Annotated in this window: 19 protein-coding genes; 10 read left to right on the top strand and 9 right to left on the bottom strand. The window is 63.7% G+C overall.

Annotation, left to right across the window (positions count from 1 at the left end):
- Positions 1 to 144 precede the first annotated feature (144 nt).
- On the bottom strand, positions 145 to 1,074 hold the full coding sequence (locus ACODS9_RS10500; protein WP_401107977.1) for a LysR substrate-binding domain-containing protein: 930 nt from the start codon (positions 1,072 to 1,074) through the stop codon (positions 145 to 147).
- Between the two features lie 181 nt (positions 1,075 to 1,255).
- On the opposite strand from ACODS9_RS10500, the gene aspA reads away from it, so the two are divergent.
- From aspA to ACODS9_RS10480, 4 genes are all read left to right on the top strand, one after another.
- Complete coding sequence (aspA, locus tag ACODS9_RS10495; RefSeq protein WP_031314847.1) at positions 1,256 to 2,680, top strand: aspartate ammonia-lyase; 1,425 nt, start codon at positions 1,256 to 1,258, stop codon at positions 2,678 to 2,680.
- A 167-nt stretch (positions 2,681 to 2,847) separates the two neighbouring features.
- A complete protein-coding gene (locus ACODS9_RS10490) occupies positions 2,848 to 3,840 on the top strand; it encodes an AraC family transcriptional regulator (RefSeq protein WP_046857613.1) in 993 nt (330 codons plus the stop codon).
- Between the two features lie 113 nt (positions 3,841 to 3,953).
- Positions 3,954 to 4,994 carry a histone deacetylase family protein gene (locus tag ACODS9_RS10485; protein WP_401107980.1) on the top strand — a complete coding sequence of 347 codons (1,041 nt, stop codon included), beginning with the start codon at positions 3,954 to 3,956 and terminating at the stop codon, positions 4,992 to 4,994.
- Positions 4,995 to 4,996: 2 nt separating this feature from the next.
- A complete protein-coding gene (locus ACODS9_RS10480) occupies positions 4,997 to 6,100 on the top strand; it encodes an extracellular solute-binding protein (protein ID WP_046857614.1) in 1,104 nt (367 codons plus the stop codon).
- Positions 6,101 to 6,128: 28 nt separating this feature from the next.
- Here ACODS9_RS10480 and pdxR read toward each other — a convergent pair whose 3' ends face one another.
- The gene (gene pdxR / locus ACODS9_RS10475; protein ID WP_489093869.1) at positions 6,129 to 7,658 is read right to left on the bottom strand and encodes a MocR-like pyridoxine biosynthesis transcription factor PdxR; all 1,530 of its coding nucleotides are present in this window, start codon (positions 7,656 to 7,658) and stop codon (positions 6,129 to 6,131) included.
- A gap of 90 nt (positions 7,659 to 7,748) precedes the next feature.
- On the opposite strand from pdxR, the gene ACODS9_RS10470 reads away from it, so the two are divergent.
- From ACODS9_RS10470 to ACODS9_RS10460, 3 genes are read left to right on the top strand one after another with little or no spacing between them, the layout of a single operon-like run.
- The gene (locus tag ACODS9_RS10470; RefSeq protein ID WP_489093868.1) at positions 7,749 to 8,378 is read left to right on the top strand and encodes an FMN-binding negative transcriptional regulator; all 630 of its coding nucleotides are present in this window, start codon (positions 7,749 to 7,751) and stop codon (positions 8,376 to 8,378) included.
- Between the two features lie 11 nt (positions 8,379 to 8,389).
- A complete protein-coding gene (locus tag ACODS9_RS10465) occupies positions 8,390 to 8,836 on the top strand; it encodes a GNAT family N-acetyltransferase (protein ID WP_489093867.1) in 447 nt (148 codons plus the stop codon).
- A 7-nt stretch (positions 8,837 to 8,843) separates the two neighbouring features.
- A complete protein-coding gene (locus ACODS9_RS10460; protein WP_401107992.1) occupies positions 8,844 to 9,515 on the top strand; it encodes a GNAT family N-acetyltransferase in 672 nt (223 codons plus the stop codon).
- Between the two features lie 60 nt (positions 9,516 to 9,575).
- Here the strand turns inward: ACODS9_RS10460 and ACODS9_RS10455 are convergent, their stop codons facing one another.
- The 4 genes from ACODS9_RS10455 to ACODS9_RS10440 form a co-directional block, all read right to left on the bottom strand.
- Positions 9,576 to 9,854, bottom strand: a complete 279-nt coding sequence (locus ACODS9_RS10455; protein WP_401107994.1) for a helix-turn-helix domain-containing protein — start codon at positions 9,852 to 9,854, stop codon at positions 9,576 to 9,578.
- Entirely contained in the window at positions 9,851 to 11,176 is a 1,326-nt protein-coding gene (locus tag ACODS9_RS10450) for a type II toxin-antitoxin system HipA family toxin (RefSeq protein WP_401107997.1), read from the bottom strand. The genes ACODS9_RS10455 and ACODS9_RS10450 overlap by 4 nt, the downstream gene beginning before the upstream one ends.
- A gap of 215 nt (positions 11,177 to 11,391) precedes the next feature.
- Positions 11,392 to 13,200 (bottom strand): sodium-extruding oxaloacetate decarboxylase subunit alpha, encoded by a 1,809-nt coding sequence (gene oadA, locus ACODS9_RS10445; protein WP_489093866.1) that lies wholly within the window; start codon positions 13,198 to 13,200, stop codon positions 11,392 to 11,394.
- Positions 13,201 to 13,211: 11 nt separating this feature from the next.
- On the bottom strand, positions 13,212 to 14,627 hold the full coding sequence (locus tag ACODS9_RS10440; protein WP_023630199.1) for an acetyl-CoA carboxylase biotin carboxylase subunit: 1,416 nt from the start codon (positions 14,625 to 14,627) through the stop codon (positions 13,212 to 13,214).
- Between the two features lie 189 nt (positions 14,628 to 14,816).
- Between ACODS9_RS10440 and ACODS9_RS10435 the strand changes: the two genes are divergently transcribed.
- Positions 14,817 to 15,779 (top strand): LysR family transcriptional regulator, encoded by a 963-nt coding sequence (locus tag ACODS9_RS10435; protein ID WP_401108001.1) that lies wholly within the window; start codon positions 14,817 to 14,819, stop codon positions 15,777 to 15,779.
- On the opposite strand, the gene ACODS9_RS10430 is transcribed toward ACODS9_RS10435, so the two are convergent.
- Together ACODS9_RS10430 and hexR are read right to left on the bottom strand one after the other, a co-directional pair.
- The gene (locus ACODS9_RS10430; protein WP_081941302.1) at positions 15,721 to 15,939 is read right to left on the bottom strand and encodes a PA3496 family putative envelope integrity protein; all 219 of its coding nucleotides are present in this window, start codon (positions 15,937 to 15,939) and stop codon (positions 15,721 to 15,723) included. The genes ACODS9_RS10435 and ACODS9_RS10430 overlap by 59 nt on opposite strands.
- A 136-nt stretch (positions 15,940 to 16,075) precedes the next feature.
- The gene (gene hexR / locus ACODS9_RS10425; RefSeq protein ID WP_023630201.1) at positions 16,076 to 16,942 is read right to left on the bottom strand and encodes a transcriptional regulator HexR; all 867 of its coding nucleotides are present in this window, start codon (positions 16,940 to 16,942) and stop codon (positions 16,076 to 16,078) included.
- Positions 16,943 to 17,045: 103 nt separating this feature from the next.
- Between hexR and zwf the strand changes: the two genes are divergently transcribed.
- Positions 17,046 to 18,488, top strand: a complete 1,443-nt coding sequence (zwf, locus tag ACODS9_RS10420; protein ID WP_217867708.1) for a glucose-6-phosphate dehydrogenase — start codon at positions 17,046 to 17,048, stop codon at positions 18,486 to 18,488.
- Here zwf and ACODS9_RS10415 read toward each other — a convergent pair.
- Positions 18,485 to 21,346 (bottom strand): putative bifunctional diguanylate cyclase/phosphodiesterase, encoded by a 2,862-nt coding sequence (locus tag ACODS9_RS10415; protein ID WP_489093865.1) that lies wholly within the window; start codon positions 21,344 to 21,346, stop codon positions 18,485 to 18,487. The genes zwf and ACODS9_RS10415 overlap by 4 nt on opposite strands.
- Before the next feature lie 253 nt (positions 21,347 to 21,599).
- On the opposite strand from ACODS9_RS10415, the gene uvrD reads away from it, so the two are divergent.
- Positions 21,600 to 23,783, top strand: a complete 2,184-nt coding sequence (gene uvrD, locus ACODS9_RS10410; RefSeq protein WP_401108007.1) for a DNA helicase II — start codon at positions 21,600 to 21,602, stop codon at positions 23,781 to 23,783.
- Positions 23,784 to 23,892: the final 109 nt, after the last annotated feature.

Raw genomic sequence — 23,892 nt, 5'->3', positions numbered from 1 at the left:
CAGGCGCGTCAAAAAACAACAAGCCACGCGGGACGACCGGCGTGGCTTGTTTGCTGATCTGGACCGGAGCTATCCGGTCGAAAGGCCGCGCAGTATACCGTAACGCACAGCCGTCACGGCACCCCCGGCGACCAACTGTCGCCCTTATTTTTCGGGGCTTTGGCTGACTTTTGGGTCAACTGAACCGCCTTCGAGCTTGCGCCACAGCAAGCGCACGTTGGCCTTGCGCACCAGGGCACAGCGATACAGGCGGATTTCCAGCGGCACATGCCACTGGCTGCCGCCACAGATCGCCAGCTCGCCACGCTCCAGTTCACCGCGCATCGACAGTTTAGGGACCCAGGCGATGCCCATGCCTTCGAGCGCCATGCTCTTGAGACTGTCGGCCATGGCCGTTTCATAGACAGTGGTATAGCGCAGGTTGCGCTGGCGCAGCAGCAGGTTGACCGACCGGCCGAGGAAGGCGCCAGCGCTGTAGGCCAGCAAGGGCACGCTGGCCTCTCCCTCCAGGTCGAACAGCGGCTTGCCGTCGGGGCCCACGGCACACACTGGAAGCATTTCGGTATTGCCCATGTGCAGCGACGGGAAGATCTCGGCGTCCATCTGCAGCGCCGCGTCCGGGTCGTAGAAGGCCAGCATCAGGTCGCAGCCACCTTCGCGTAATGCATGCACCGCATCACCGACGTTGGTGGCGACCAGGCGCGTGGCGATGTTCAGGCCATCGTTGCGCAATTGCGCCACCCAGCGCGGGAAAAAGCCCGATGCCAAGGAGTGCGCGGCCGAGACCTGGATCACCTCGCCCTGGCCGCCTTCGAGATGATGCAAATGGCGAAGAACTTCGCTCAACTGGTCGACAACGGTACGCGCGGTGACGAGAAACAGCTGCCCGGCCTCGGTCAGCTCGATGGGCGTGCGGGAACGATTCACCAAGGTCAGGCCCAGCGCCGCTTCCAGGCTGCGTATGCGTCGGCTGAACGCCGGCTGGGTAACGAACCGGCGCTCGGCCGCTTGCGAGAAACTGCGGGTCGAGGCCAGGGCACTGAAGTCCTCCAGCCATTTGCTTTCGAGGTTCATCGACTACTCCGCACTGCGTGCACCAAAATGGAACACGCTCGATTGTCAATCGGCGTCACATCAAACCGTATGCCGTTTGCGCATAGGTTAGCGTGCAACAGCATTGGCCGCAAAATCTGGGCAGCCCTAGCATTGGCGCCATTCCGGCAGGTGCCGGGTCAAAATCGAGATGATATCCATCATGTCCTCCGCTGCATCGTTCCGCGTCGAAAAAGATCTGCTTGGTACCCTTGAAGTCCCTGCCGATGCCTACTACGGCATCCAGACTCTGCGCGCTGCCAACAACTTCCACCTCTCCGGTGTTCCGCTGTCACACTACCCGAAACTGGTAGTCGGCCTGGCGATGGTCAAGCAGGCAGCTGCTGACGCCAACCGTGAGCTGGGGCACCTGAGCGATGCCAAGCACGCCGCGATCAGCGCAGCCTGCGCACGACTGATCAAAGGCGACTACCACGAGCAGTTCGTGGTGGACATGATTCAAGGCGGTGCTGGTACTTCCACCAACATGAACGCCAACGAAGTCATCGCCAACATCGCGCTGGAGGCCATGGGTCACCAGAAGGGTGAGTACCAGTACCTGCACCCGAACAACGATGTGAACATGGCGCAGTCGACCAACGACGCCTACCCGACCGCGATCCGTCTGGGTCTGCTGCTGGGCCACGACGCCCTGCTTGCCAGCCTCGACAGCCTGATCCAGGCCTTCGCTGCCAAAGGTAAAGAGTTCGACCACGTACTGAAGATGGGCCGTACCCAGCTGCAGGACGCCGTGCCGATGACCCTGGGCCAGGAATTCCGCGCCTTCGCCACCACCATGACCGAAGACCTGCAGCGCCTGCGCTCGCTGGCTCCGGAACTGCTGACCGAAATCAACCTGGGCGGCACCGCCATCGGTACCGGCATCAACGCCGACCCGGGCTACCAGATGCTGGCCGTCCAGCGCCTGGCGATCATCAGCGGCCAGCCGCTGGTGCCGGCTGCCGACCTGATCGAAGCCACCTCCGACATGGGTGCCTTCGTGCTGTTCTCCGGCATGCTCAAGCGTACCGCGGTCAAGCTGTCGAAGATCTGCAACGACCTGCGCCTGCTGTCCAGCGGCCCACGCACCGGCATCAACGAGATCAACCTGCCGGCGCGCCAGCCAGGCAGCTCGATCATGCCAGGCAAGGTCAACCCGGTTATCCCTGAGGCCGTCAACCAAGTCGCGTTCGCCATCATGGGCAACGACCTGGCCCTGACCGTCGCCGCCGAAGGTGGCCAGCTGCAGCTGAACGTGATGGAACCGCTGATCGCCTACAAGATCTTCGACTCGATCCGCCTGCTGCAACGCGCCATGGACATGCTGCGCGAGCACTGCATCGTCGGCATCACCGCCAACGAACAGCGCTGCCGTGAACTGGTCGAGCACTCGATCGGCCTGGTCACCGCCCTGAACCCGTACATCGGCTACGAAAACGCCACCCGTATCGCCCGCGTCGCCCTGGAAACCGGCCGCGGCGTGCTGGAACTGGTGCGCGAAGAGAAGCTGCTGGACGAAGAGATGCTCAACGACATCCTGCGTCCGGAAAACATGATCGCTCCCCGTCTGGTTCCGCTGAAGGCGTAACCCAGACCGCTGCAAACAGTCTCACCAGGTCGAGGGACTAGACACCTCTCAACCTTTCAAGGGCCCGAGCGCATGCTACGGGCCCTTTTTTTATGCACGGAACAGGCACCTGCTGAACGGCACACAACTTGCTCGGTAATGCTCCCCAGCTCAACGGGATGCCGAGCATGCTGCACAGCCACCTCACCACCCTCAACGCCGTTTCGCTGATCCTCCAGGTGTTCCAGGAAGACGGCGTGGACGCGCAGCACATGCTCGCCGGCAGCGGCATAGGCCCCGCAGACCTGGGCCACGCCGATGCGCGCATCACCACCCAGCAGGAACTGCAGGTCTGCGCCAACGCCGTGGCCCGGCGCCAGGACATCGGCCTGGAACTCGGCCGGCGCATGCACGTGTCGTGCTACGGCATGCTCGGTTACGCTTTGCTCTCCAGTGCCACTTTGGGTGACGCCCTGCGCCTGGCGCTGACCTTTCCGGCACTGCTGGGAACAGTCTTCCAGCTGCGCCTGGTGGACGATGGCCAGCGCGTGTGGCTCAGCGCCAGCGACCATTACGACGCGCCTGGGCTGGCCGCCTTCAATGCCGAGTTCTGCCTGCTGTCGCTGAAAGTGATCTGCGATGACCTGCTCGGCCGCCAGCTACCGTTGCTGGCGGCGCGTTTCGAACACCCGCGCCCGGGCTACCACGCGCTCTATGACCCTGCATTCCAGTGCCCGCTCGGCTTCGGCGCCAGCGACAATGCCTTCGCCTTCGAACGACGCTGGCTGGACATGCCCCTGCCCCTGGCCGACCCGATCACCCACAAGGCCATGGGCGAACGCTGCCGGCGCCTCAACCTGGAGTTCACCGGCCGCCAAGCTTGGCTGGGGCGGATCCGCCAGCTGCTGCTGCGGCAACTGGATGCCGCGCCTGGGCTGGAAGGTTTGGCACGGCAGATGAACTGCTCGTCGCGCACACTGCGCCGGCATTTGCAGGCGCTGGGCAGCAGTTATCAACAGCTCCTCGACGAGCTGCGCTTCGAGCGGGCCAAGCAGTTGCTGGCCGAGGACCAGATGCCGATCTACCGCATTGCCGAAACATTGGGGTTCAGCGAGACCGCGAGCTTCCGACATGCCTTCCAGCGCTGGAGCGGCGTGGCGCCAAGCCATTTTCGCGGTTGACCGGTTACGGACGGCTTGGCCACATCGATCCCCTTTTGGCCGTTTGCGACGTTCTCCAGTACCGGGCAGTCCGTAAAAATGGCTCCACGCCAGTGAATACGGAGAACAACAACGTGCTGACGATCTATTCCGATGACCACCGCCTGCACCATGGCCGCTGCGAGCTCATCGACGGCAAGCTGATGCCCTGTTTCGAAATGCCATCGCGCGCCGACCACGTCCTGGAGCGCGTCAAGCAGCGCAACCTCGGGCCCGTGCAGGGCCCCGTCGACTTTGGCCGCGCGCCGCTGCAACGCATCCACAGCGCCGACTACCTGGATTTCTTCGAAGGCGCCTGGGCCCGTTGGGCCGCGCTTGGCCAGGAAGGTGATCTGCTGCCGTTCACTTGGCCGGCGCGCACCCTGCGCCAGGTCAAACCCAGCGGCCTGCACGGCGAGCTGGGCTACTACAGCTTCGACGCCGGCGCACCGATCACCGCCGGTACCTGGCAGGCCGCCTACAGCGCCGCCCAGGTCGCCCTGACCGCCCAGGCCGCGATCCAGCAAGGCGCCCATGCCGCCTTCGCCCTGTGCCGGCCGCCAGGGCACCACGCCGCAGGCGAAGTGATGGGGGGTTACTGCTACCTCAACAACGCAGCCATTGCCGCCCAGGCCTTCATCGACCAAGGCCGGCGCAAGGTAGCCATCCTCGACGTCGACTATCACCACGGCAACGGTACGCAAGATATTTTCTATACCCGAAACGACGTGTTCTTCGCCTCGATCCACGGCGACCCGCAGGACGAGTTCCCGTTCTTCCTCGGCTACGCCGACGAAACCGGCGAAGGTGCCGGCGAGGGCTGCAACATCAACTACCCACTGCCTGCCGGCAGCGACTGGGCAGCCTGGAGCGCAGCCCTGGAAGACGCCTGCCAGCGCATCGCCGCCTTCGATGCCGATGTGCTGGTGATCTCCCTTGGCGTGGACACCTTCAAGGACGACCCCATCTCCCAGTTCAAGCTCGACAGTCCAGACTACCTGGCGATGGGCAAGCGCATCGCCCAGCTAGGCAAACCGACCTTGTTCGTGATGGAGGGCGGCTACGCTGTGGAGGAAATCGGCATCAACGCGGTCAATGTGCTGGAAGGCTTCCAGCAGGCCCAGCCAGGAGCGTGAACATGACCCGACTCAAACGTCTGCTCGCCCCGCTCATCGCCGCCGGCCTGTTCGCTGGCGCACTCCAGGCACACGCCGAACAGCGCACCCTGCGGGTATACAACTGGTTCGACTACATCACCCCGCAAACCCTGGTCGACTTCCAGAAGGACAGCGGGGTCAAGCTGATCTACGACATCTTCGACACCAACGAAGCACTGGAAGCCAAGCTGCTCACCGGCAACTCCGGCTATGACGTGGTGGTGCCGTCCAACGTGTTCCTCGCCAAGCAGATAGAAGCCGGCGTGTTCCAGCCCCTCGATCGGGCGAAGCTGCCCAACTGGCAACATCTGGACCCGGCTCTGATGAAGCTGATCGAGGCCAATGACCCGGGCAACAAGTTTGCCGTGCCTTACATGTACGGCACGGTGCTGATCGGCTTCAACCCGGCCAAGGTCAAGGCGGTGCTCGGCGACGACGCACCGGTGGACAGCTGGGACCTGATCTTCAAGGAAGAGAACATTGCCAAGCTCAAGCAGTGCGGCGTGGCACTGCTTGATTCGCCGTCGGAGATCCTGCCGCTGGCGCTGTCGTACCTGGGGCTGGACCCCAACAGCGGCAAGCCGGCCGACTATCAGAAAGCCCAGGACCTGCTGCTGAAGATTCGCCCGCATGTAACCTACTTCCACTCGTCCAAGTACATGGCCGACATCGCCAATGGTGATATCTGTGTGGCGGTGGGCTACTCGGGCAGTTTCTCCCAGGCCGCGAATCGGGCTCGCGAAGCGAAGAACGGCGTGGTGGTGGACATGCGCCTGCCGAAGGAAGGCGCGCCGATCTGGTTCGACATGCTGGCGATCCCCAAGAACGCCGCCAACCCTGAAGATGCCCACACATTCATCAACTACCTGTTGCGACCAGAAGTGATCGCACCGATCAGCGACTTCGTCGGCTACCCGAACCCGAACAAGGATGCGACCGACAAGGTCAGCCCGGCGATCCGCAACAATCCGAACCTGTACCCAACGGCGGAGGCAATGGCCAAGTTGTACACGCTCAAGCCGTTGCCACGGGATGCCGAGCGGGCGCGGACGCGGGCCTGGACCAGGATCAAGTCGGGGACCTGATGTTTTTGGGGCTGCAGAGCAGCCCCATTCAATCTCGCCAGGCCTTGCGCAGGCGCATCAAAGCCTGCGCAATCTCCCTTTCTGGCACTGCCGCGAATCCCAGTACCAGCCCTGCCCTGGTATCCACAGGCTCCGCGCTGTCCTCCAGCCAGTAGCTGCTCAGCGGAGTGAGCTCCACCCCCACCGCCTCCGCCCGCGCCACCAGCTCCTGCTCCCGCGCCAAGTTATCCACAGCCACCTTCACATGAAGCCCCGCTGCGACGTCTGGCATGGCCCCCAGCCCCGGTACCTCCACGGGCCAACCGGCCTTCAGCACATTCCTGCGGGCCAGCGCCGCCCGGCGCATACGGCGGATATGTCGCTGGAAATGCCCTTGGGCCATGAACTGCGCCATGACACATTGCGTGCCGACTTCCGAGTGCCGCACCGCCAGTGCCTTGGCCTGGCTGAATGCCCGCACCAGGCGTCTGGGCAGCACCAGGTAACCCAGCCGCAAAGCCGGAAAGGCGATCTTGCCGAACGTTCCCACGTACAGCACCCGGCCCTGCCGATCCAATGCCGCCAGCGGTGCCAAAGGCGCACCACTGTAGCGGTACTCGCCATCGTAATCGTCCTCAATGACCCAACCGTCCTCGCGCTCGGCCCAGGCCAGCAACGCCAGACGCCTGGCCAGGCTCATGGTCACACCGGTGGGGTACTGGTGAGCCGGGGTCACGTAAGCCAGCCTGCAATCCGGCAGCTCGTCCAGGCGCGCACAGTTCATGCCCTCTTCATCTACCGGCACGCCCCTGACCCTCGCCCCCGCCAGGGCGAAGGCGTGCCCGGCAGCGCGGTAGCCCGGGTTTTCCACAGCCACCCCGTCACCAGGCTGCAAAAGCAACTGTGCACAAAGGCTGATCGCCTGCTGCGCACCACTGGTGATCACAATTTGTTCAGCACTGCAGGAAAGCCCCCGCGACCGACGCAGATAGGTGGCGATCAATTCACGCAACGGCAGCTCCCCTGCCGGGTCGCCATAGCCGAGCAGCGCCGGGCCGGGGTTTCGCCAGAAACCCGCTTGCAGCTTGGCCCAGACCTCAAAAGGAAACAGGTCGAATGCTGGCAGGCCAACCCTGAAAGCCCTCGGTGCATCGCCTTTGGGCGGCGGCAGATGGTGCTTTTTCAGACGCAACAACGGCTCGCTGCACAGTGCAAAACTGGATAAATCCTCAGTATTAGACGCTTCAAATGTGGATAAGTCTGTTGATAACCCTAGGGATAACCCTGTGGACAGTTGTGTGGATAGTTTTCCCAGGCGGCTTACATAAGTGCCATCGCCTACCCGGCTTTCGATAAAGCCCTCGGCATACAACTGGTCATAGGCACGCACCACGCTGTTGCGCGACAACGCCAGCACCGCCGCAAGGTCACGGGTGGCCGGCAGCCGAGTGCCGCCTTCCAGGCGCCCATCCAGCACGCGCGCGCGCAAGGCCTGGTAAAGCTGCTGGCTGAGCCCGCGACGGCGGTCCAGGACGATCCCTGCCGGATCGAAAGGCAACGCGTGGGTACGTTCGCTCATGGTATTGGACCTATAAAAACAGTCACGAATGGCTCTTACACAGAGCCAATAGCCTGCCTAGGATGAAGCCACAGCACAAGGAACACCGGCATGTACAACAGCAAACCGCATCAGGAACATGACCTTGCCCGCCTGCACCAGCACATGCTGCACACCCGCCTGGCAACGCTCGTCAGCCACGGTGAGCACGGGATGTTGGCCACCCATCTGCCCGTGCTGGTCGCCACCGGCGAGGGCGAATTCGGCACGGTCTACGGCCACCTCGCCAGGGCCAACCAGCAGTGGCAGGACCTGGCACAAGGCGCTGAAGCCTTGCTGGTATTCCCCGGCGCCGACGCCTATGTCAGCCCCGGCTACTACCCGAGCAAGGCGGACAACCCCAAGGTGGTGCCCACCTGGAACTACATGGCGGTGCATGCCTGGGGCCCGGTGGAGGTGATCCACGAGCCAACACAATTGCTGGACATCGTCGGCCGCCTGACCGATCGCCATGAGCAAGGCCGCGCAGCACCGTGGAGCGTCACCGATGCTCCGGCTGACTACCTTGACGGCATGCTCCGCGCCATCGTCGGTATCCGCCTGCCGATCGCCCGCCTGCAAGGCGCACGCAAGCTCAGCCAGAACCGTTCGGCGCAAGACATCGCCGGGGTCCGCGAAGGCCTGGCCGCCAGCGCCGACCCTGTGGATAACCAACTCGCCGCGCACATGCGCGACCTCTGAAGGAAAGGCCCATGACCAGCATCACCCTGCGCCCGGTGGGCGCCAACGACCACGCCGCCTGGCTACCCTTGTGGCAGGCCTACCTGCGCTTCTACCAGGCCGAACTGCCCGACGCAGTCAACACCAGCACCTGGCAACGCCTGCTCGATGCGAACGAGCCGACCCACTCGACGTTGGCCTGGGTCGATGGCAAGGCAGTGGGGATGGTCAACTTCATCTACCATCGTTCCAACTGGAGCATCGAGAACTCCTGCTACTTGCAGGACCTCTACGTGGACAGTGAAGTACGTGGCCTGGGCATCGGTCGGCAGCTCATCGAGCATGTCTACGCCACGGCCAAGGCCGCCGGCTGCATCAAGGTGCACTGGCTGACCCACGAGACCAACGCCACCGCCATCAGCTTGTACGAGCAGGTCGCCGAGCGGCCGGGTTTCATCCAATTCCGCAAAGCACTGTAGGCCGCACATGAACGACGCATTGAACTGGAAACCCGCCGGCACGCCCAAGGCCGAGCCCATCGAAGGCCGTTTCATCCGCCTGGAGAAGCTTGACCCGGCGCGCCATGGCAACGACCTTTGGGAAGTACTGCAAGGTCCGGGCTCGGACCCAGCGCTATGGGACTACCTGCCCTACGGCCCGTTTGCTGAGCGCGCCAGCTTCGACCGCTGGCTGGAAGGCAACGCCGCCAGCCGCGACCCGCTGTTCTACAGTGTGATCGACCGCGCCAACGGCCAGGTACAAGGCATCCTCAGCTACATGTCGATTGTCCCCGAACAGGGCCGCTTCGAGATTGGCCACATCGCCTTCGGCGCCGCCATGCAACGCACACCCAAGGGCACCGAGGCGGTTTACCTTTTGAGCAAGCTGGGCTTCGAGCTGGGCAATCGCCGGCTGGAATGGAAGTGCAACGACGCCAATGCCCGCTCCAAGCGCGCGGCAGAGCGGTTCGGTTTTGTGTTCGAGGGCGTGTTCCGCAACCACATGGTGGTCAAGGACCGCAACCGGGATACGACCTGGTATTCGATTACCGACGCCGAATGGCCGGCGGTGGCGGTGGGGTTCGAGCGCTGGTTGAGCGTGGATAACCAACAACCTGAAGGTCAGGTGAGGACGCTGGAGGCCTGTCGCCTGGGCTGATCTCATCGCGGGGCAGGCTCCCACGGTAATGCGTGGGAGCAGACTTGTCCCACAAGGCCATCATCTGATCTGACGTTGACGCGTGACCACACCCATCTGCAGCCCGAACGGCTTGAAAACCGCGTTCAGCGATTTGAGCGTAGGGTTGCCCTCCCCCTGTTCGATCTGGATCAATGTGCGGACCGAAATCTTGCACATCCGCGCAAACTGGGTCTGCTGCATCTTCGCCACTTCCGTACGCAGCCGCCTGACCGCTGCGCCAAGCTCCAGGCTGCCGTCGGCGATGCCTTCACGCACACCGTCGATCAACAACCCGCGAGCATCGATGGATACCGTCATGCCAACCCCCACTCGGCCATCCGCCGCTCAAGCTTGCCCAGCGCAATCGCCGGGTGATTCATGACCCGGCTTGCCAACCCCATCTCGCTCAGGATATCGGGCAATGCCAGTAACTGGCGGGCATCCTCGCGCAAACGCTGGTACGCCTGCTCCGGGTCCATGAACGTAGCCAGGGCGTTGCACACCGACAACCAGTCGATTTCACCAGCCCGCTCGATCGTCGCTGGCCATTTGGTTGTCCGGGTTACCCCCTCCTGATCCATCACCATCGGCGCAAGGTCATAGATTGGCGCCATACGCACCGCATCGCGGGTGCGGATGATGGCAGTATTGCGTCCATGGTTGTCGGCGTTGCCCAGGATCTTGTTGATCAGGTCGCGGCGCAGGTAGTCCGCAATCAGCCCAGGCACTTGATCCGACTGCCCGGCCTCACGCCATAGCGCGGCAAGGGTATCGATCACCTCCAGGTGGCCCATGCGGCTGCCGGGCTCGGTTACACCGCACAACGAGTAGATCGACTCCACAGCAAGGCGCTGCACTCCCTCTGCGGACACCTGACGATCGAAGCGCTCCATCCAGAGGCTGGGCTTGCGGCCCTCCTCCAACGCCATGTGTTCACTGGCTACCGTATCAATACCTAAACGCTGCAAGGCTTTGTAGTAGAGGTGCTCGGCTCGCAGAATCTCCTGGTCATCGACCAGTGCCTGGTTTCTGGCGAACTTGATGAACCAGTGACGGCGGGCGTGCTCGTCGGCAAGCACGGCATCCGGGTACAACTGCCCGCTTTCGTCCTCTGTCATCAACAGCTTCGGCGCTTCACCGCCAGCACCGGTCGCACCGCCAATGGCCGCTCCCTGCTCATAGGCGTACTCGAGAAAGCGCTGATCCCGGGAAACGACATCCTCGCGGATAAAACCGATGGGGTTTGCCAGATCCAGTTGCTCGAAGGACTCCTTGATGCGCAGGTTACCAATCGGCGCCGGGGTGGAGCGCGCAAGCAGAAACAGGTCCTCTCCCATGCCAGCCGGCCTCTCGCGGCCAATATGCTTGAGCAGGAAGCGTTTGGCGGCACCGGCAGGGGCGATGTCGTAAAGGAATGCAGGGGCGTGGAGCAGGCGATGGCTGCCAAAATCCACCGGCAGCCTTGCACTCGCCGCTTGGCAGAACAGGCTGTCATAGCCATCTGGATTCGCCCTGACGTAGTCGGACAGGTAGCCAAACTCGCAAGGGCTGGCGAGGCTGTGCTCCGGCTGTGCGAAGGTCATTGCCAGGGCGTCCTGCCACTTGCCGTCGTCATGGAGCTGGAGCGTAAGTCTGTGCATGGGCCGCCTGTGATTGACTGCATGTGAACGGGTCAACCATTCATTCGATATGCAGCATAGTGCAGATTTTTACAGAGGCTCAATAAATTATCTGCATTAAAACGCATAAATCATAGAGTCCTACATCTAATTCTGCAAAATAGTGCAGATTGAATGACAAAAAAAGGGGAGCATCCGCTCCCCAGAGGTTAACCGCTTGTAGATGAAGGCTTCTGTCAGCCTTCGATCTCGATCAGGATTTCACCCGGGGTCACCCGGTCGCCCTTGGCCACGTGAATGGCCACGACCTTGCCGGCGATCGCCGCCTGGACTTCGGTCTCCATCTTCATCGCCTCGGTGATCAGCACCGCCTGGCCGGCCTTGACCACGTCGCCTTCCTTGACCAGCACATCGACGATGTTGCCCGGCATGCTGGTGCTGACGTGGCCCGGCGCGCTGGCCTGCTTGCGCTTGCTGCCGCCACCGCCGACGAATTCGTTGAGCGGCTCGAACACCACTTCTTCCGGCATGCCGTCGATGGACAGGTAGAAGTGGCGCTTGCCTTCGGCCTTCACGCCCACACCGGTGATATCGACGCGGTAGGTTTCACCGTGGACATCGATGACGAACTCGGTCGGCACGCCTTCACCGCCCACCGCCCCCACCGCGCCGGCTTCCGGAATCGGCAGCAAGGCTTCTGGCTTGAGGGTGCCGGCTTCACGCTCCTCGAGGAACTTGCGGCCGATGTCGGGGAACATGGCGAAGGTCAGCACGTCTTCCTCGGAGTGCGCGAGGCTGCCGATGTCGGCGCGCAGCTTGGCCATTTCCGGCTTGAGCAGGTCGGCTGGGCGTACGTCGATCACGTCCTCGCTGCCGATCGCCTGACGGCGCAGTTGCTCGTTGACCACACCGGGGGCTTTGCCGTAGCCGCCTTGCAGGTACAGCTTCACTTCATTGGTGATGGTCTTGTAGCGCTCGCCGGCCAGCACGTTGAAGAACGCCTGGGTGCCGACGATCTGCGAGGTCGGGGTCACCAGCGGCGGGAAACCAAGGTCTTCGCGCACCCGCGGGATCTCTGCCAGCACCTCGTTCATGCGGTTGAGCGCGCCCTGCTCCTTGAGCTGGTTGGCCAGGTTGGAAATCATCCCGCCCGGTACCTGGTTGACCTGCACGCGGGTGTCCACGGCGGTGAACTCGCTTTCGAACTGGTGGTACTTCTTGCGCACGGCGTAGAAGTACAGGCCGATCTCCTGCAGTAGCTGGAGGTCCAGGCCGGTGTCGAACTCGCTGCCCTTGAGCGCGGCGACCATCGACTCGGTGCCCGGGTGGCTGGTGCCCCAGGCGAAGCTGGAGATCGCGGTGTCGATATGGTCGACGCCGTTCTCGACGGCCTTGAGCTGGCACATCGCGGCCAGGCCGGCGGTGTCGTGGGAGTGGATGAACACCGGCAATGACTGCTCGGCTTTCAGTGCCTTGACCAACTCGCCAGTGGCGAACGGGGTCAACAGGCCAGCCATGTCCTTGATCGCCACCGAGTCGCAACCCATGGCTTCCATCTGCTTGGCCTGCTGCACGAAGGCATCGACGGTATGCACCGGGCTGGTGGTGTAGGCGATGGTGCCCTGGGCGTGCTTGCCGGCGGCTTTCACCGCCTCGATGGCCACGCGCAGGTTACGCACATCGTTCATGGCGTCGAAGATGCGGAACACGTCGATGCCATTGACCGCGGCCTTGGCCACGAAGGCCTTGACCACGTCGTCGCTGTAATGGCGGTAGCCCAGCAGGTTCTGCCCACGCAGGAGCATCTGCAGGCGGGTGTTGGGCAGCGCGGCACGCAGCTTGCGCAGGCGCTCCCACGGGTCTTCCTTGAGGAAGCGCACGCAGGCGTCGAAGGTGGCGCCGCCCCAGACTTCCAGCGACCAGTAGCCGACCTTGTCGAGCTTGTCGCAGATCGGCAGCATGTCTTCGGTGCGCATACGGGTGGCCAGCAGGGACTGGTGGGCGTCGCGCAGGATCGTGTCGGTAACAAAGATTTTCTTGGACATTATTCGGTTCCTCACAGGCCTGCGTGGGCGGCGATGGCGGCGGCGATGGCCAGGGCCAGCTCTTCGGGTTTGCGCTTGATCGAGTAGTTGGTCAGTTCAGGATGGCTTTCGACGAAGCTGGTGTTGAACTGGCCGCTACGGAATTCCGGGTTGCGCAGGATTTCCTGGTAGTACGCGGCAGTGGTCTTGACCCCCTGCAGGCGCATGTCGTCCAGGGCCCGCAGGCCGCGGTCCATGGCTTCTTCCCAGGTCAACGCCCAGACCACCAGTTTCAGGCACATGGAGTCGTAGAACGGGGGAATGGTGTAGCCGGTGTAGATCGCCGTGTCGGTACGCACACCCGGGCCGCCCGGGGCGTAGTAGCGGGTGATCTTGCCGAAGCTGGGCAGGAAGTTGTTCTTCGGGTCTTCGGCGTTGATGCGAAACTGCAAGGCAAAGCCGCGGTGCTGGATGTCTTCCTGCTTGATCGACAGCGGCAGGCCGGAGGCGATGCGGATCTGCTCGCGGACGATGTCGATGCCGGTGATTTCCTCGGTGATGGTGTGTTCCACCTGCACCCGGGTGTTCATCTCCATGAAGTACACCTCGCCATCGGCGAGCAGGAACTCCACGGTACCGGCGTTCTCGTAGTCCACCGCCTTGGCCGCGCGCACGGCCAGGTCGCCGATGTAGGCACGCTGCTCAGGGGTCAGCTGCGGGCTCGGGGCGATCTCGATGAGTTTCTGGTTGCGGCGCTGGATCGAGCAGTCGCGCTCGAACAGGTGCACCACGTTGCCGAAGCTGTCACCGAGAATCTGCGCCTCGATGTGCTTGGGATTGACGATGCACTTTTCCAGGAACACTTCCGCCGAGCCGAAGGCCTTGGTGGCCTCGGAAATCACCCGGGGGAAGTTCTGTTCCAGTTCCTCGCGGCTGTTGCAGCGGCGAATGCCGCGCCCGCCGCCACCGGAGGTGGCCTTGAGCATCACCGGGTAACCGATGCGGTCGCCTTCCTGCAGGGCTTCATGAATATCGGCGACGTTGCCTTCGGTGCCGGGGGTGACCGGCACGCCGGCCGCGATCATGGTGCGGCGCGCTTCGGTCTTGTCACCCATGCGGCGAATGACATCGGCGGCCGGGCCAATGAACTTGATTCCGCGTTCGGCGCAGATCTCCGCCAGTTCGGCGTTTTCCGACAGGAAACCGTAGCCGGGATGCAAGGCATCGCAGCCGGTCTCGACAGCAAGGTTCACCAGCTTGCGCGGGTTCAGGTAGCCGGCCAGGGGCTCGGCACCGATGCTGTAGGCCTCGTCGGCGCGCTTGACGTGCAAGGCGTGGCGGTCGGCGTCGGAGTAGATCGCCACGGAGCGAATGCCCATCTCGGCGCAGGCACGCACGATCCGTACTGCAATCTCACCCCGGTTGGCGATCAGGATTTTTGTTATCACTGGAGTCTTCCCAAAGCCGTAGGAACAGACGATCCGGTTCTACCGGTCGGCGCGTGACCAGACGTCGCTGGCCAGTCGCATATTCACCCTAGCGCTGAAGGTCGATAAACAAAAATCAATATTTGTTAGAGGCAGCATAAGCAAAAGCTTATAGTTGGGTAACAAGGTTTTGCCGGAGCACCGCAAAAAATGCGCAAGTCATTGATGCGTATGACTTTACGTCAGCTGCAGATCTTCAACGAAGTGTGTGATTTGCGCTCCTACAGCCGGGCGGCCGAGGAGATGGCGCTGACGCAACCCGCCGTTAGTCTACAGATCCGCCAGCTCGAAGAGCTGGTTGGCCAGCCGCTGTTCGAGTATGTCGGCAAGAAGCTTTACCTCACCGAGGCCGCCGAAGCGCTGCAACGCGCCAGCCGGGATATCTTCGGGCGCCTGGAGAACCTCGACATGCAGCTGTCGGACATGCAGGGCTCACTGCAGGGGCAGCTGAAACTGGCGATCGAATCCAGCGCCAAGTACTTCGTTCCACACCTGTTCGCCGCCTTCAAGCAGCGCCACCCGGAGGTCAACCTCACCTTGACGGTGGTCAACCGTGCCCAGGCGATCAGGCGCCTGTCGGACAACCGCGACGACCTGGTCATCATGTCCATGGTGCCCCAGGACATGGGCCTCGAGTTCCTGCCTTTCCTGAACAACCCGATCATCGCCGTGGCACCGCCGCAACACCCGTTGTGCAAGCCGGACAGCCTGCGCCTGCAGGATCTCGAGCCGCACACCTTGCTGATCCGTGAACAGGGTTCGGGCACCCGCAAGGCCTGCGAGGAGTTTTTCAAGGACAAGCGCGTGCATTTCACCCAGACCCTCGAGGTGGCCTCCACCGATGCCCAGCGCGAATGCGTGGTGGCCGGGCTGGGCATTGCCCTGCTGACCCGTCATGCGGTCAACATGGAACTGGCCACCGGCATGCTCAGGGAGTTGCCGGTGGAAGAACTGCCGTTGTACCGCAGCTGGTGCCTGGTGCAGTCCCGGAGCAAGCGGCAATCGCCGGTGGCCCTGGCGTTTCAAGCGTTCATCCGCAGCGAACGTGCAATGATCAGCGGGCTTGTTGAGCGTTTCTCGGGGAAGTTGCCGCCGATACCTGCCACACCGTGAGGTCCTGCAGGTCGGGGTAGTCGGCCAGTTCGCGCAGCAACTGGCGCTGGTCGCAGTAGCATTCGATCGCGCGGCGGTACTCCATGCGGCGCTGATCCTTTTCCTGCTGCTTGCGAGCCTTGGCGTTGGGTTGGTACACACCGTCGTGATCACGTGCCATTGCCTGTCTCCCAGAAAGGATGCGGGGAGTTTCAGACTGGCTTCGGTGGTTTACGGTTTGGCGGTGGATTGGTGACGAAATGATGAAATCTGCATGGGCGCGGGACAGCCCGCCCCCATGCGAGCACAGCCTCGAATCAGTCGTCGGTCGCCTTGATCGACTTGGGCGACAGGCGCAGGCTGCGCAAGCTGCGCTTCACGCTCTTGAGGTGGTTGACCAGGCTCGGCCCGCGGGCCATGGCCACACCCATGGCCAGCACGTCGATCACCACCAGGTGGGCGATGCGCGAGGTCAGCGGCGTGTAGATTTCGGTGTCCTCATGCACGTCGATGGCCAGGTTTACCGTCGACAGCTCGGCCAGCGGTGTCTGGCTCGGGCACAGGGTGATCAAGTTGGCACCGCTCTCGCGCACCAGGTTGGCGGTGATCAGCAGGTCCTTCGAGCGCCCCGACTGGGAAATGCACACCGCCACATCACCCGGCTTGAGCGTGACAGCCGACATTGCCTGCATGTGCGGATCGGAATAGGCCGCCGCGCTGAGCAGCAGGCGGAAGAACTTGTGCTGCGCATCCGCCGCGACCGCGCCCGAGGCACCAAAACCGTAGAACTCCACGCGCTGGGCCTGGGCCATGGCCGTCACCGCCTGCTGCAAGGCTTGCGGATCGAGGTGCTCGCGCACTTCCATCAAGGTATGCAGGGTGGTGTCGAAGATTTTCAGGCTGTAGTCGGCGACCGAGTCGTCTTCATGGATGGCGAACTGACCGAAGCTGGCGCCGGCAGCCAGGCTTTGCGCCAGCTTGAGCTTGAGATCCTGGAAGCCCGAGCAACCGATCGCCCGGCAGAAGCGCACGATGGTCGGTTCGCTGATCCCCACGCTGTGCGCCAGGTCGGCCATCGAGCTGTGCATGACGGCAGCCGGATCGAGCAGCACATGGTCGGCCACTTTGAGTTCCGATTTGCGCAGCAGGTGCCGCGATTGGTCGATATGTTGCAACAGATTCACGGGCTGGACTCGGTTATGATCGGCGTGCCGGGATGTAGCTTTCTTGTAGTTATACTACATGCTTGCCAACCCGCCCAGCTAATCGAACGTGGAGAGTGGTGGTTTGACGATTCCTTGCGACATCCTGGTCTTCGGCGGCACGGGCGACCTGGCCCTGCACAAACTGCTCCCGGCGCTCTACCACCTGTATCGCGAAGCCCGCCTGCACACGGCCGTGCGGATTATCGCCCTGGCCCGACGCAACCTGCCGCGCAACGACTACGTCAAGCTTGCCGAGCGCCATTGCCGGGCGCAGGTCGCCCGCCAGGACTTCGACGAAGACGTCTGGCAGCGCTTTTCGGCGCGGCTCGACTACTTCCCCATGGACGCGGCGCAGAGCGCCGACTTCGGCCGCCTGGCCCGCTACCTGGGCGAGCCCGGCGGCCTGACGCGGATCTTCTACCTGGCCACCGCGCCCAAGCTGTTCGTGCCAATCGCCACTCACCTGCGCATCGCCGGCCTGGCCGACAGCGAAGCACGCATCGTGCTGGAAAAGCCCATCGGCCACTCGCTGGAGTCGGCCACCGCGATCAACGAAGCAATCGGCGCGGTGTTCGACGAATCCCAGGTCTTTCGCATCGACCACTACCTGGGCAAGGAAACCGTGCAGAACCTCATGGCACTGCGCTTTGCCAACGCCTTGCTCGAGCCGGTATGGCGCAACGGCCAGGTCGACCATGTGCAGATCAGCGTCTGTGAAACCCTCGGCGTGGAAAATCGTGGCGCCTACTACGACCGTGCCGGCGCCACCCGCGACATGCTGCAGAACCACCTGCTGCAACTGCTCTGCCTGGTGGCCATGGAGCCCCCCTCGCAGTTCGAGGCCGAGGCGGTACGCGACGAGAAGGTGAAGATTCTTCGCGCCCTAAAGCCCATCACAGGCCAGGACGTCCAGGACAAGACCGTGCGCGGCCAGTACGGCGCCGGCAAGATCGGCGGCCAGGAAGTGCCGGCCTACTATTTCGAGAAGGACGTGGACAACGACAGCGACACCGAAACCTTCGTCGCGGTCCAGGCGCACATCGACAACTGGCGCTGGGCCGGCGTGCCGTTCTACCTGCGTACCGGCAAGCGCATGGCGCGGCGCTCGTCGCAGATCGTCATCCAGTTCAAGCCCGTGCCGCACGAGCTGTTCAGCGGCGGCCAGGTCAACCAGCTGCTGATCCAGCTACAACCGGACGAGCACATCAGCCTGCGCATGATGACCAAGAGCCCGGGCAAGGGCATGCGCCTGGCGCCGGTCGAGCTGGACCTCAACCTGGCCCAGGCCTTCGCCCAGACCCGCCGCTGGGAGGCCTACGAACGGCTGTTGCTGGATGTACTCGAAGGCGATTCGACGCTGTTCATGCGCCGCGACGAGGTCGAGGCCGCGTGGGCCTGGATCGACCCGATCCTGCAGGGCTGGGAGGAGCACTTCCAGGCGCCGCGCCCTTACCCCGCCGGCAGCAATGGCCCCGAACAGGCCAACAGCCTGCTGGCGCGCCAGGGCCAGGCCTGGCACGCCTAGCCCAACAGGTCGGCGGTCGAACGCCCTAGCAGCGCCTTGAACGACGCGGCATCGACCGGCCGGCTGATCAGGTAGCCCTGCACCTCGTCACAGCCGTGCTCGCGCAGGAACTGCAACTGTTCACGGGTTTCCACCCCTTCGGCCACCACCTTCAATTGCAGGCTCTGCGCCATGGCGATGATCGCCCGGGTGATGGCCGCGTCCTGCGTGCCTTCAAGCAGCCCGCGGATGAACGCCTGGTCGATCTTCACGTAGTCGACCGGGAAGCGCTTGAGGTAGCTCAGTGACGAGTAGCCGGTGCCGAAATCGTCGATGGCGAGCTTCACCCCCAGCGCGTGTAGCTGCTCGAAGGTGGCGATGATGTGCTCGACACTGTCCAGCAACTGGCTTTCGGTCAGTTCCAGCTCCAGCAGGTGCGGCGCCAGGCCGGATTCCTGCAGGACCTGGCGCACCAGGCTGACCAGCTTGCCCTGGCGCAACTGGTACACCGACAGGTTGACCGAAACCCGCACCTCCAGGCCCTGGCGCAACCACTCGCAGGCTTGCCAACAGGCCTGGCGCAGCACGAACTCGCCCATGGGCGCGATCAACCCGGTTTCTTCCGCCAGGCCAATGAACTCGCTGGGTGGCACCATGCCCCATTGCGGGTGCTGCCAGCGTACCAGGGCCTCGGCCGCGTGCAGCTGACCGGTGCGCAGGCACAGCTTGGGCTGGTAGTAGACCAGCAGCTGGCCTTCGTCGATGGCCTTGCGCAACTGGTTCTCCAACTGCAGGCGCTCAAGGGTGCTGGCACGCAGGCTCTCGGTATAGAACTGGAAGCTGTCGCCGCCCAGGTGCTTGGCATGCTGCTTTGCCATGTCGGCCTGGCTGACCAGCGCATTGAGGTCCAGGCTGGCGTCGGACAGCAGGCTGATACCCACCGAGGCGCTGATCACCACCTCGTGCCCGCCCACACGCTGGGGCACGCGCAGTTTGTCCAGCAACCGGGTGGTGACGCGCACCAGGCTGGATAAGTTGGTATAGCCGTCGAACAGCACCGCGAACTCGTCGCCTGACAGGCGCGCCACTGTGTCGGCCTCGGGCACCGCGTTGGCCAGGCGCTGGGCCATCTTCTTCAGCAACTGGTCGGCCAGCTCATGGCCCAGGCTCTCGTTGAGCAGCTTGAAGCGGTCCAGGTCAACGTGCAGCAGCGCCAGGCTGCGGCCATTCAGGCGCATGCGTTGCGCCGCCTCGTGCAGGCGCAGACGGAACAGCGCACGGTTGGCCAGGCCGGTGAGGTCGTCGTAGTGCGCCAGATAGCGCAGGCGCTCCTCGGATTCGCGGCGCGCCGACAGGTCGGTGAAGAAGCCGACGATATTGACGATGCGCCCCCGCACATCACTCACGCTGTTGAGCTGCAACCATTGGGGGTAGAGTTCGCCGCTCTTGCGCGCCTCGACCAGCTCGCCCTGCCAGCGGCCCTGCTGGTCCAGCGCCTGGTCGATGGCCTGGCTGTGGCGCCTGGCGTCGCGGCTGCAGGGCAGCTCCAGGGCGTTGCGGGCGATCAGTTCGGCGCGGCCGTAGCCGGTGACATCGCAGAAAGCCTGATTGACCGCCAGCAGCTGGAAGTCGGCATCGAGAATGGCGATCCCCTCGCTGGCTGCCTCGAACACCGTTGCGGCGAGCCGCTGCTGCTCCTCCTGCTCCTTCTGTGCGGTGATGTCACGGCGGGTGCCCAGCATGCGCAGGACCTTGCCCTGGGCATCGGATTCCACCGCCCGCCCACGGTCCTCGATCCAGCACCAGTGGCCCTGGGCGTGACGCACCCGGTACTCGACCCGGTAGTCCTCGGTACGCCCCTTGAGGTGTTCGACCAGCGTGCGCCGCAGCAGCGGCAGGTCATCGGGGTGCAGCCGCGGCTTGAGGTCGGCGCGCACCGAGCGGACCTGCTCGGCATCAAGGCCGAACAGGGCATGCAGTTGTGTGTGATGGACCTCGTCGGTTTCCAGGTTCCAGTCCCACAGCCCCAGCTCGCTGGCCTGCAGGGCCAGGGCCAGGCGCTGCTCGCTCTTGCTCAGGGCCTGGTTGGCCAGGTCCAGCTCATGGCTGCGTTCGGCCACGCGCTGTTCAAGGCCGGCATGGGCCTGGCGCAGGTCGTCCTCGGCCTGACGACGCTGGGCGATTTCGGCGCTGAGCTTGCGGTTCAGACCCTCGCTGTGGCGCTGGGCGCACTGCAGATGCTCGATCAGGGCCTGGTTCTGGAAGCGACGCAGCAGGCCACGCTCGATCAGCCGATTGACCTGCCAGGCCACCACCATCAGCGCCACCAGCAGGATCAGCCCCAGCCATCCCCAGCCACGCTGGTGCCCGGCGTCATAGACGAAGAGAAACGCGATCGGCGGCAGCAGGCACGGCACCGCGAAGCTGAGGAACGCCGGCAGGCTGACCGCGTAGGCGACACTGGCCGACAACGCCGCCGCCCCGAGCAGGCCGAATACCCAGGCCTGCTGCACGAAGTTGTCCGTCGGCGCCAGGGCGATCACCGCACTGGCCAAGGTCAGGCCGCTGAACGCCGAACCGAGCAGGAACATCCGCCGCCAGGCTGGCTTGGCCTGGCGAACCGGTGTCGCCGATTCGAAGGCCGCCACCTGGATCACCCGCAGCACCACCAGTGCCAGCAGCCAGGCCATCCACACACCAACCAGCAGATAGCGCCCAGGGCTCCACAGCAACCAGGCGCTGAGCAGGCCGTTGAGCAGCATGAACAAAGTGGGCAGCAGGGAGCCCTGGTACAGCAGGCGAGTCCGCTCGATCGACAGCTGGGTGGCGAATTGCCTGCGAACGCTCCGTGTCGTCTCCGGCGATGCTCCGATCGCCATGCAATCCTGGGTCATATGGCTGGATTCTTTTGAGTTCTTGTTATGGCTGACCACAAATGTGCAGGGAGAATACACAAGCGTCGCGTCAGACCAAACTGCTCTACGTCATGATTTGGAAAATGTCTCGTCCGTCCAGGTCTGACCGCTCAACCACGCGGCGCTGCCAGCAGCGCCGATGAACGGTAGATGGCCTGTGCGGTGATTTGCAGCGCGGGCGTTTGCCCCTGCCTGCGCGCGGCCATAGAATGCCCGCATGCATAATGACGACCTCTCCCTCCTGCTGAACTCCCTCAACGACGCCCAGCGCCAGGCCGTGGCGGCCTCCGTCGGACGCCAACTGGTGCTGGCCGGCGCCGGCTCGGGCAAGACCCGCGTGCTGGTGCACCGTATCGCCTGGCTGATCCAGGTCGAACAGGCCTCGCCGCACTCGATCCTGTCGGTGACCTTCACCAACAAGGCCGCGGCGGAAATGCGCCAGCGTATCGAGCAACTGCTGGGCATCAACCCGGCCGGCATGTGGGTCGGCACTTTCCACGGCCTGGCCCACCGCCTGTTGCGGGCGCACTGGCAGGAGGCAGGGCTGGCGCAGAACTTCCAGATCCTCGACAGCGACGACCAGCAACGCCTGGTCAAGCGGGTGATCCGCGAAATGGGCCTGGACGAGCAGAAATGGCCGGCACGCCAGGTCCAGTGGTTCATCAACGGCCAGAAGGACGAGGGCCTGCGCCCACGGCATATCCAGGCCAGCGGCGACCTGTTCCTGGCCACCATGCGCGACATCTATGTCGCCTATGAACAGGCTTGCGACCGCGCCGGGGTCATCGACTTCTCCGAGCTGCTGCTGCGCGCCCTCGACCTGTGGCGCGACCACCCGGACCTGCTCAAGCATTACCAGCGCCGCTTCCGCCACCTGCTGGTGGACGAGTTCCAGGACACCAACGCCGTGCAGTACGCCTGGCTGCGCCTGCTGGCCTCCGGTGGCGACAGCCTGATGGCGGTGGGTGACGACGACCAGTCGATCTACGGCTGGCGCGGCGCCAAGATCGAGAACATCCACCAGTACACCGCCGACTTCCCCGACGCCGAGTTGATTCGCCTGGAGCAGAACTACCGTTCCACCGGCGGCATCCTCAAGGCCGCCAACGCGCTGATCGCCAACAACAGCGGACGCCTGGGCAAGGAACTGTGGACCGACATGGGCGAGGGCGAACCGCTCACGCTCTACGCCGCGTACAACGAGCACGACGAAGCGCGCTACGTGGTCGAGACCATCGAAAGTCTCATCAAGCAGGGCAACGCTCGCGACGAGATCGCCATCCTCTACCGTTCCAACGCCCAGTCGCGGGTGCTGGAAGAGGCCCTGCTGCGCGAACGCATCCCCTACCGCATCTATGGCGGTCAGCGCTTCTTCGAACGCGCCGAGATCAAGAACGCCATGGCCTACCTGCGCCTGCTCGAAGGCCGCGGCAACGACGCGGCGCTGGAGCGGGTGATCAACGTGCCTCCACGCGGCATCGGCGAGAAGACCGTCGAGGCCATCCGCGAACACGCCCGTCACAGCCAGCTGTCGATGTGGGACGCCATGTGCCAGCTGCTGGCCGCCAAGGCCCTCAAGGGCCGCGCCGCCAGTGCGCTGGGGGCCTTCATCGAGCTGCTCGAGAACCTCGCCGCCAAGGTGTTGGACATGCCGCTGCACCTGATGACCCAGACCGTCATCGAACAGTCCGGCCTGATCATCTACCACCAGGAAGAAAAGGGCGAGAAAGGCCAGGCCCGGGTGGAAAACCTTGAGGAATTGGTCAGCGCGGCGCGCAACTTCGAGACCAGCGACGACGACGCCGACCTGTCGCCACTGTCGGCGTTCCTCGGCCATGCCTCGCTGGAGGCCGGCGACACCCAGGCCGACGAGCACGAGGACAGCATCCAGCTGATGACCCTGCACAGCGCCAAGGGCCTGGAGTTCCCCTACGTGTTCCTGGTGGGCATGGAGGAAGGCCTGTTCCCGCACAAGATGAGCCTCGAAGAACCCGGCCGCCTCGAAGAAGAACGGCGCCTGGCCTACGTGGGCATCACCCGGGCGATGCGTCAGCTGGTCATGACCTACGCCGAGACCCGCCGCCTGTACGGCAGCGAAACCTACAACAAGGTGTCGCGTTTCGTCCGCGAGATTCCGTCCGGGCTGGTGCAGGAAGTGCGCCTGTCGAATACCGTGAGCCGTCCGTTCGGCGGCGCGAAGACGCCCGCGAGCAGTTTGTTCGCCAATGCCAGCATCCCGCAGACCGCCTTCAGCCTTGGCCAGCGGGTGCAGCATGCGGTGTTCGGCGAAGGCGTGATCCTCAACTTCGAGGGCTCCGGTGCCCAGGCGCGGGTGCAGGTGAACTTCTCCGAAGGCAGCAAATGGCTGATGCTTGGATACGCCAAGCTGGAAGCCATCTGAGCCCAATCGCGGGGCTTGCCCCGCGATGACCTTTCAGACAACGCCCGTCCGCATTCCCGACTATCAGGCAAAAGCTCGAAACATGTTGTCGCTGGCTATGTCTGCTGGT

The organism is Pseudomonas sp. FG36, assembly GCF_057809275.1.
Note: the sequence above shows the minus strand (reverse complement) of the source record. Positions and strands in the feature narration are given on the sequence as shown.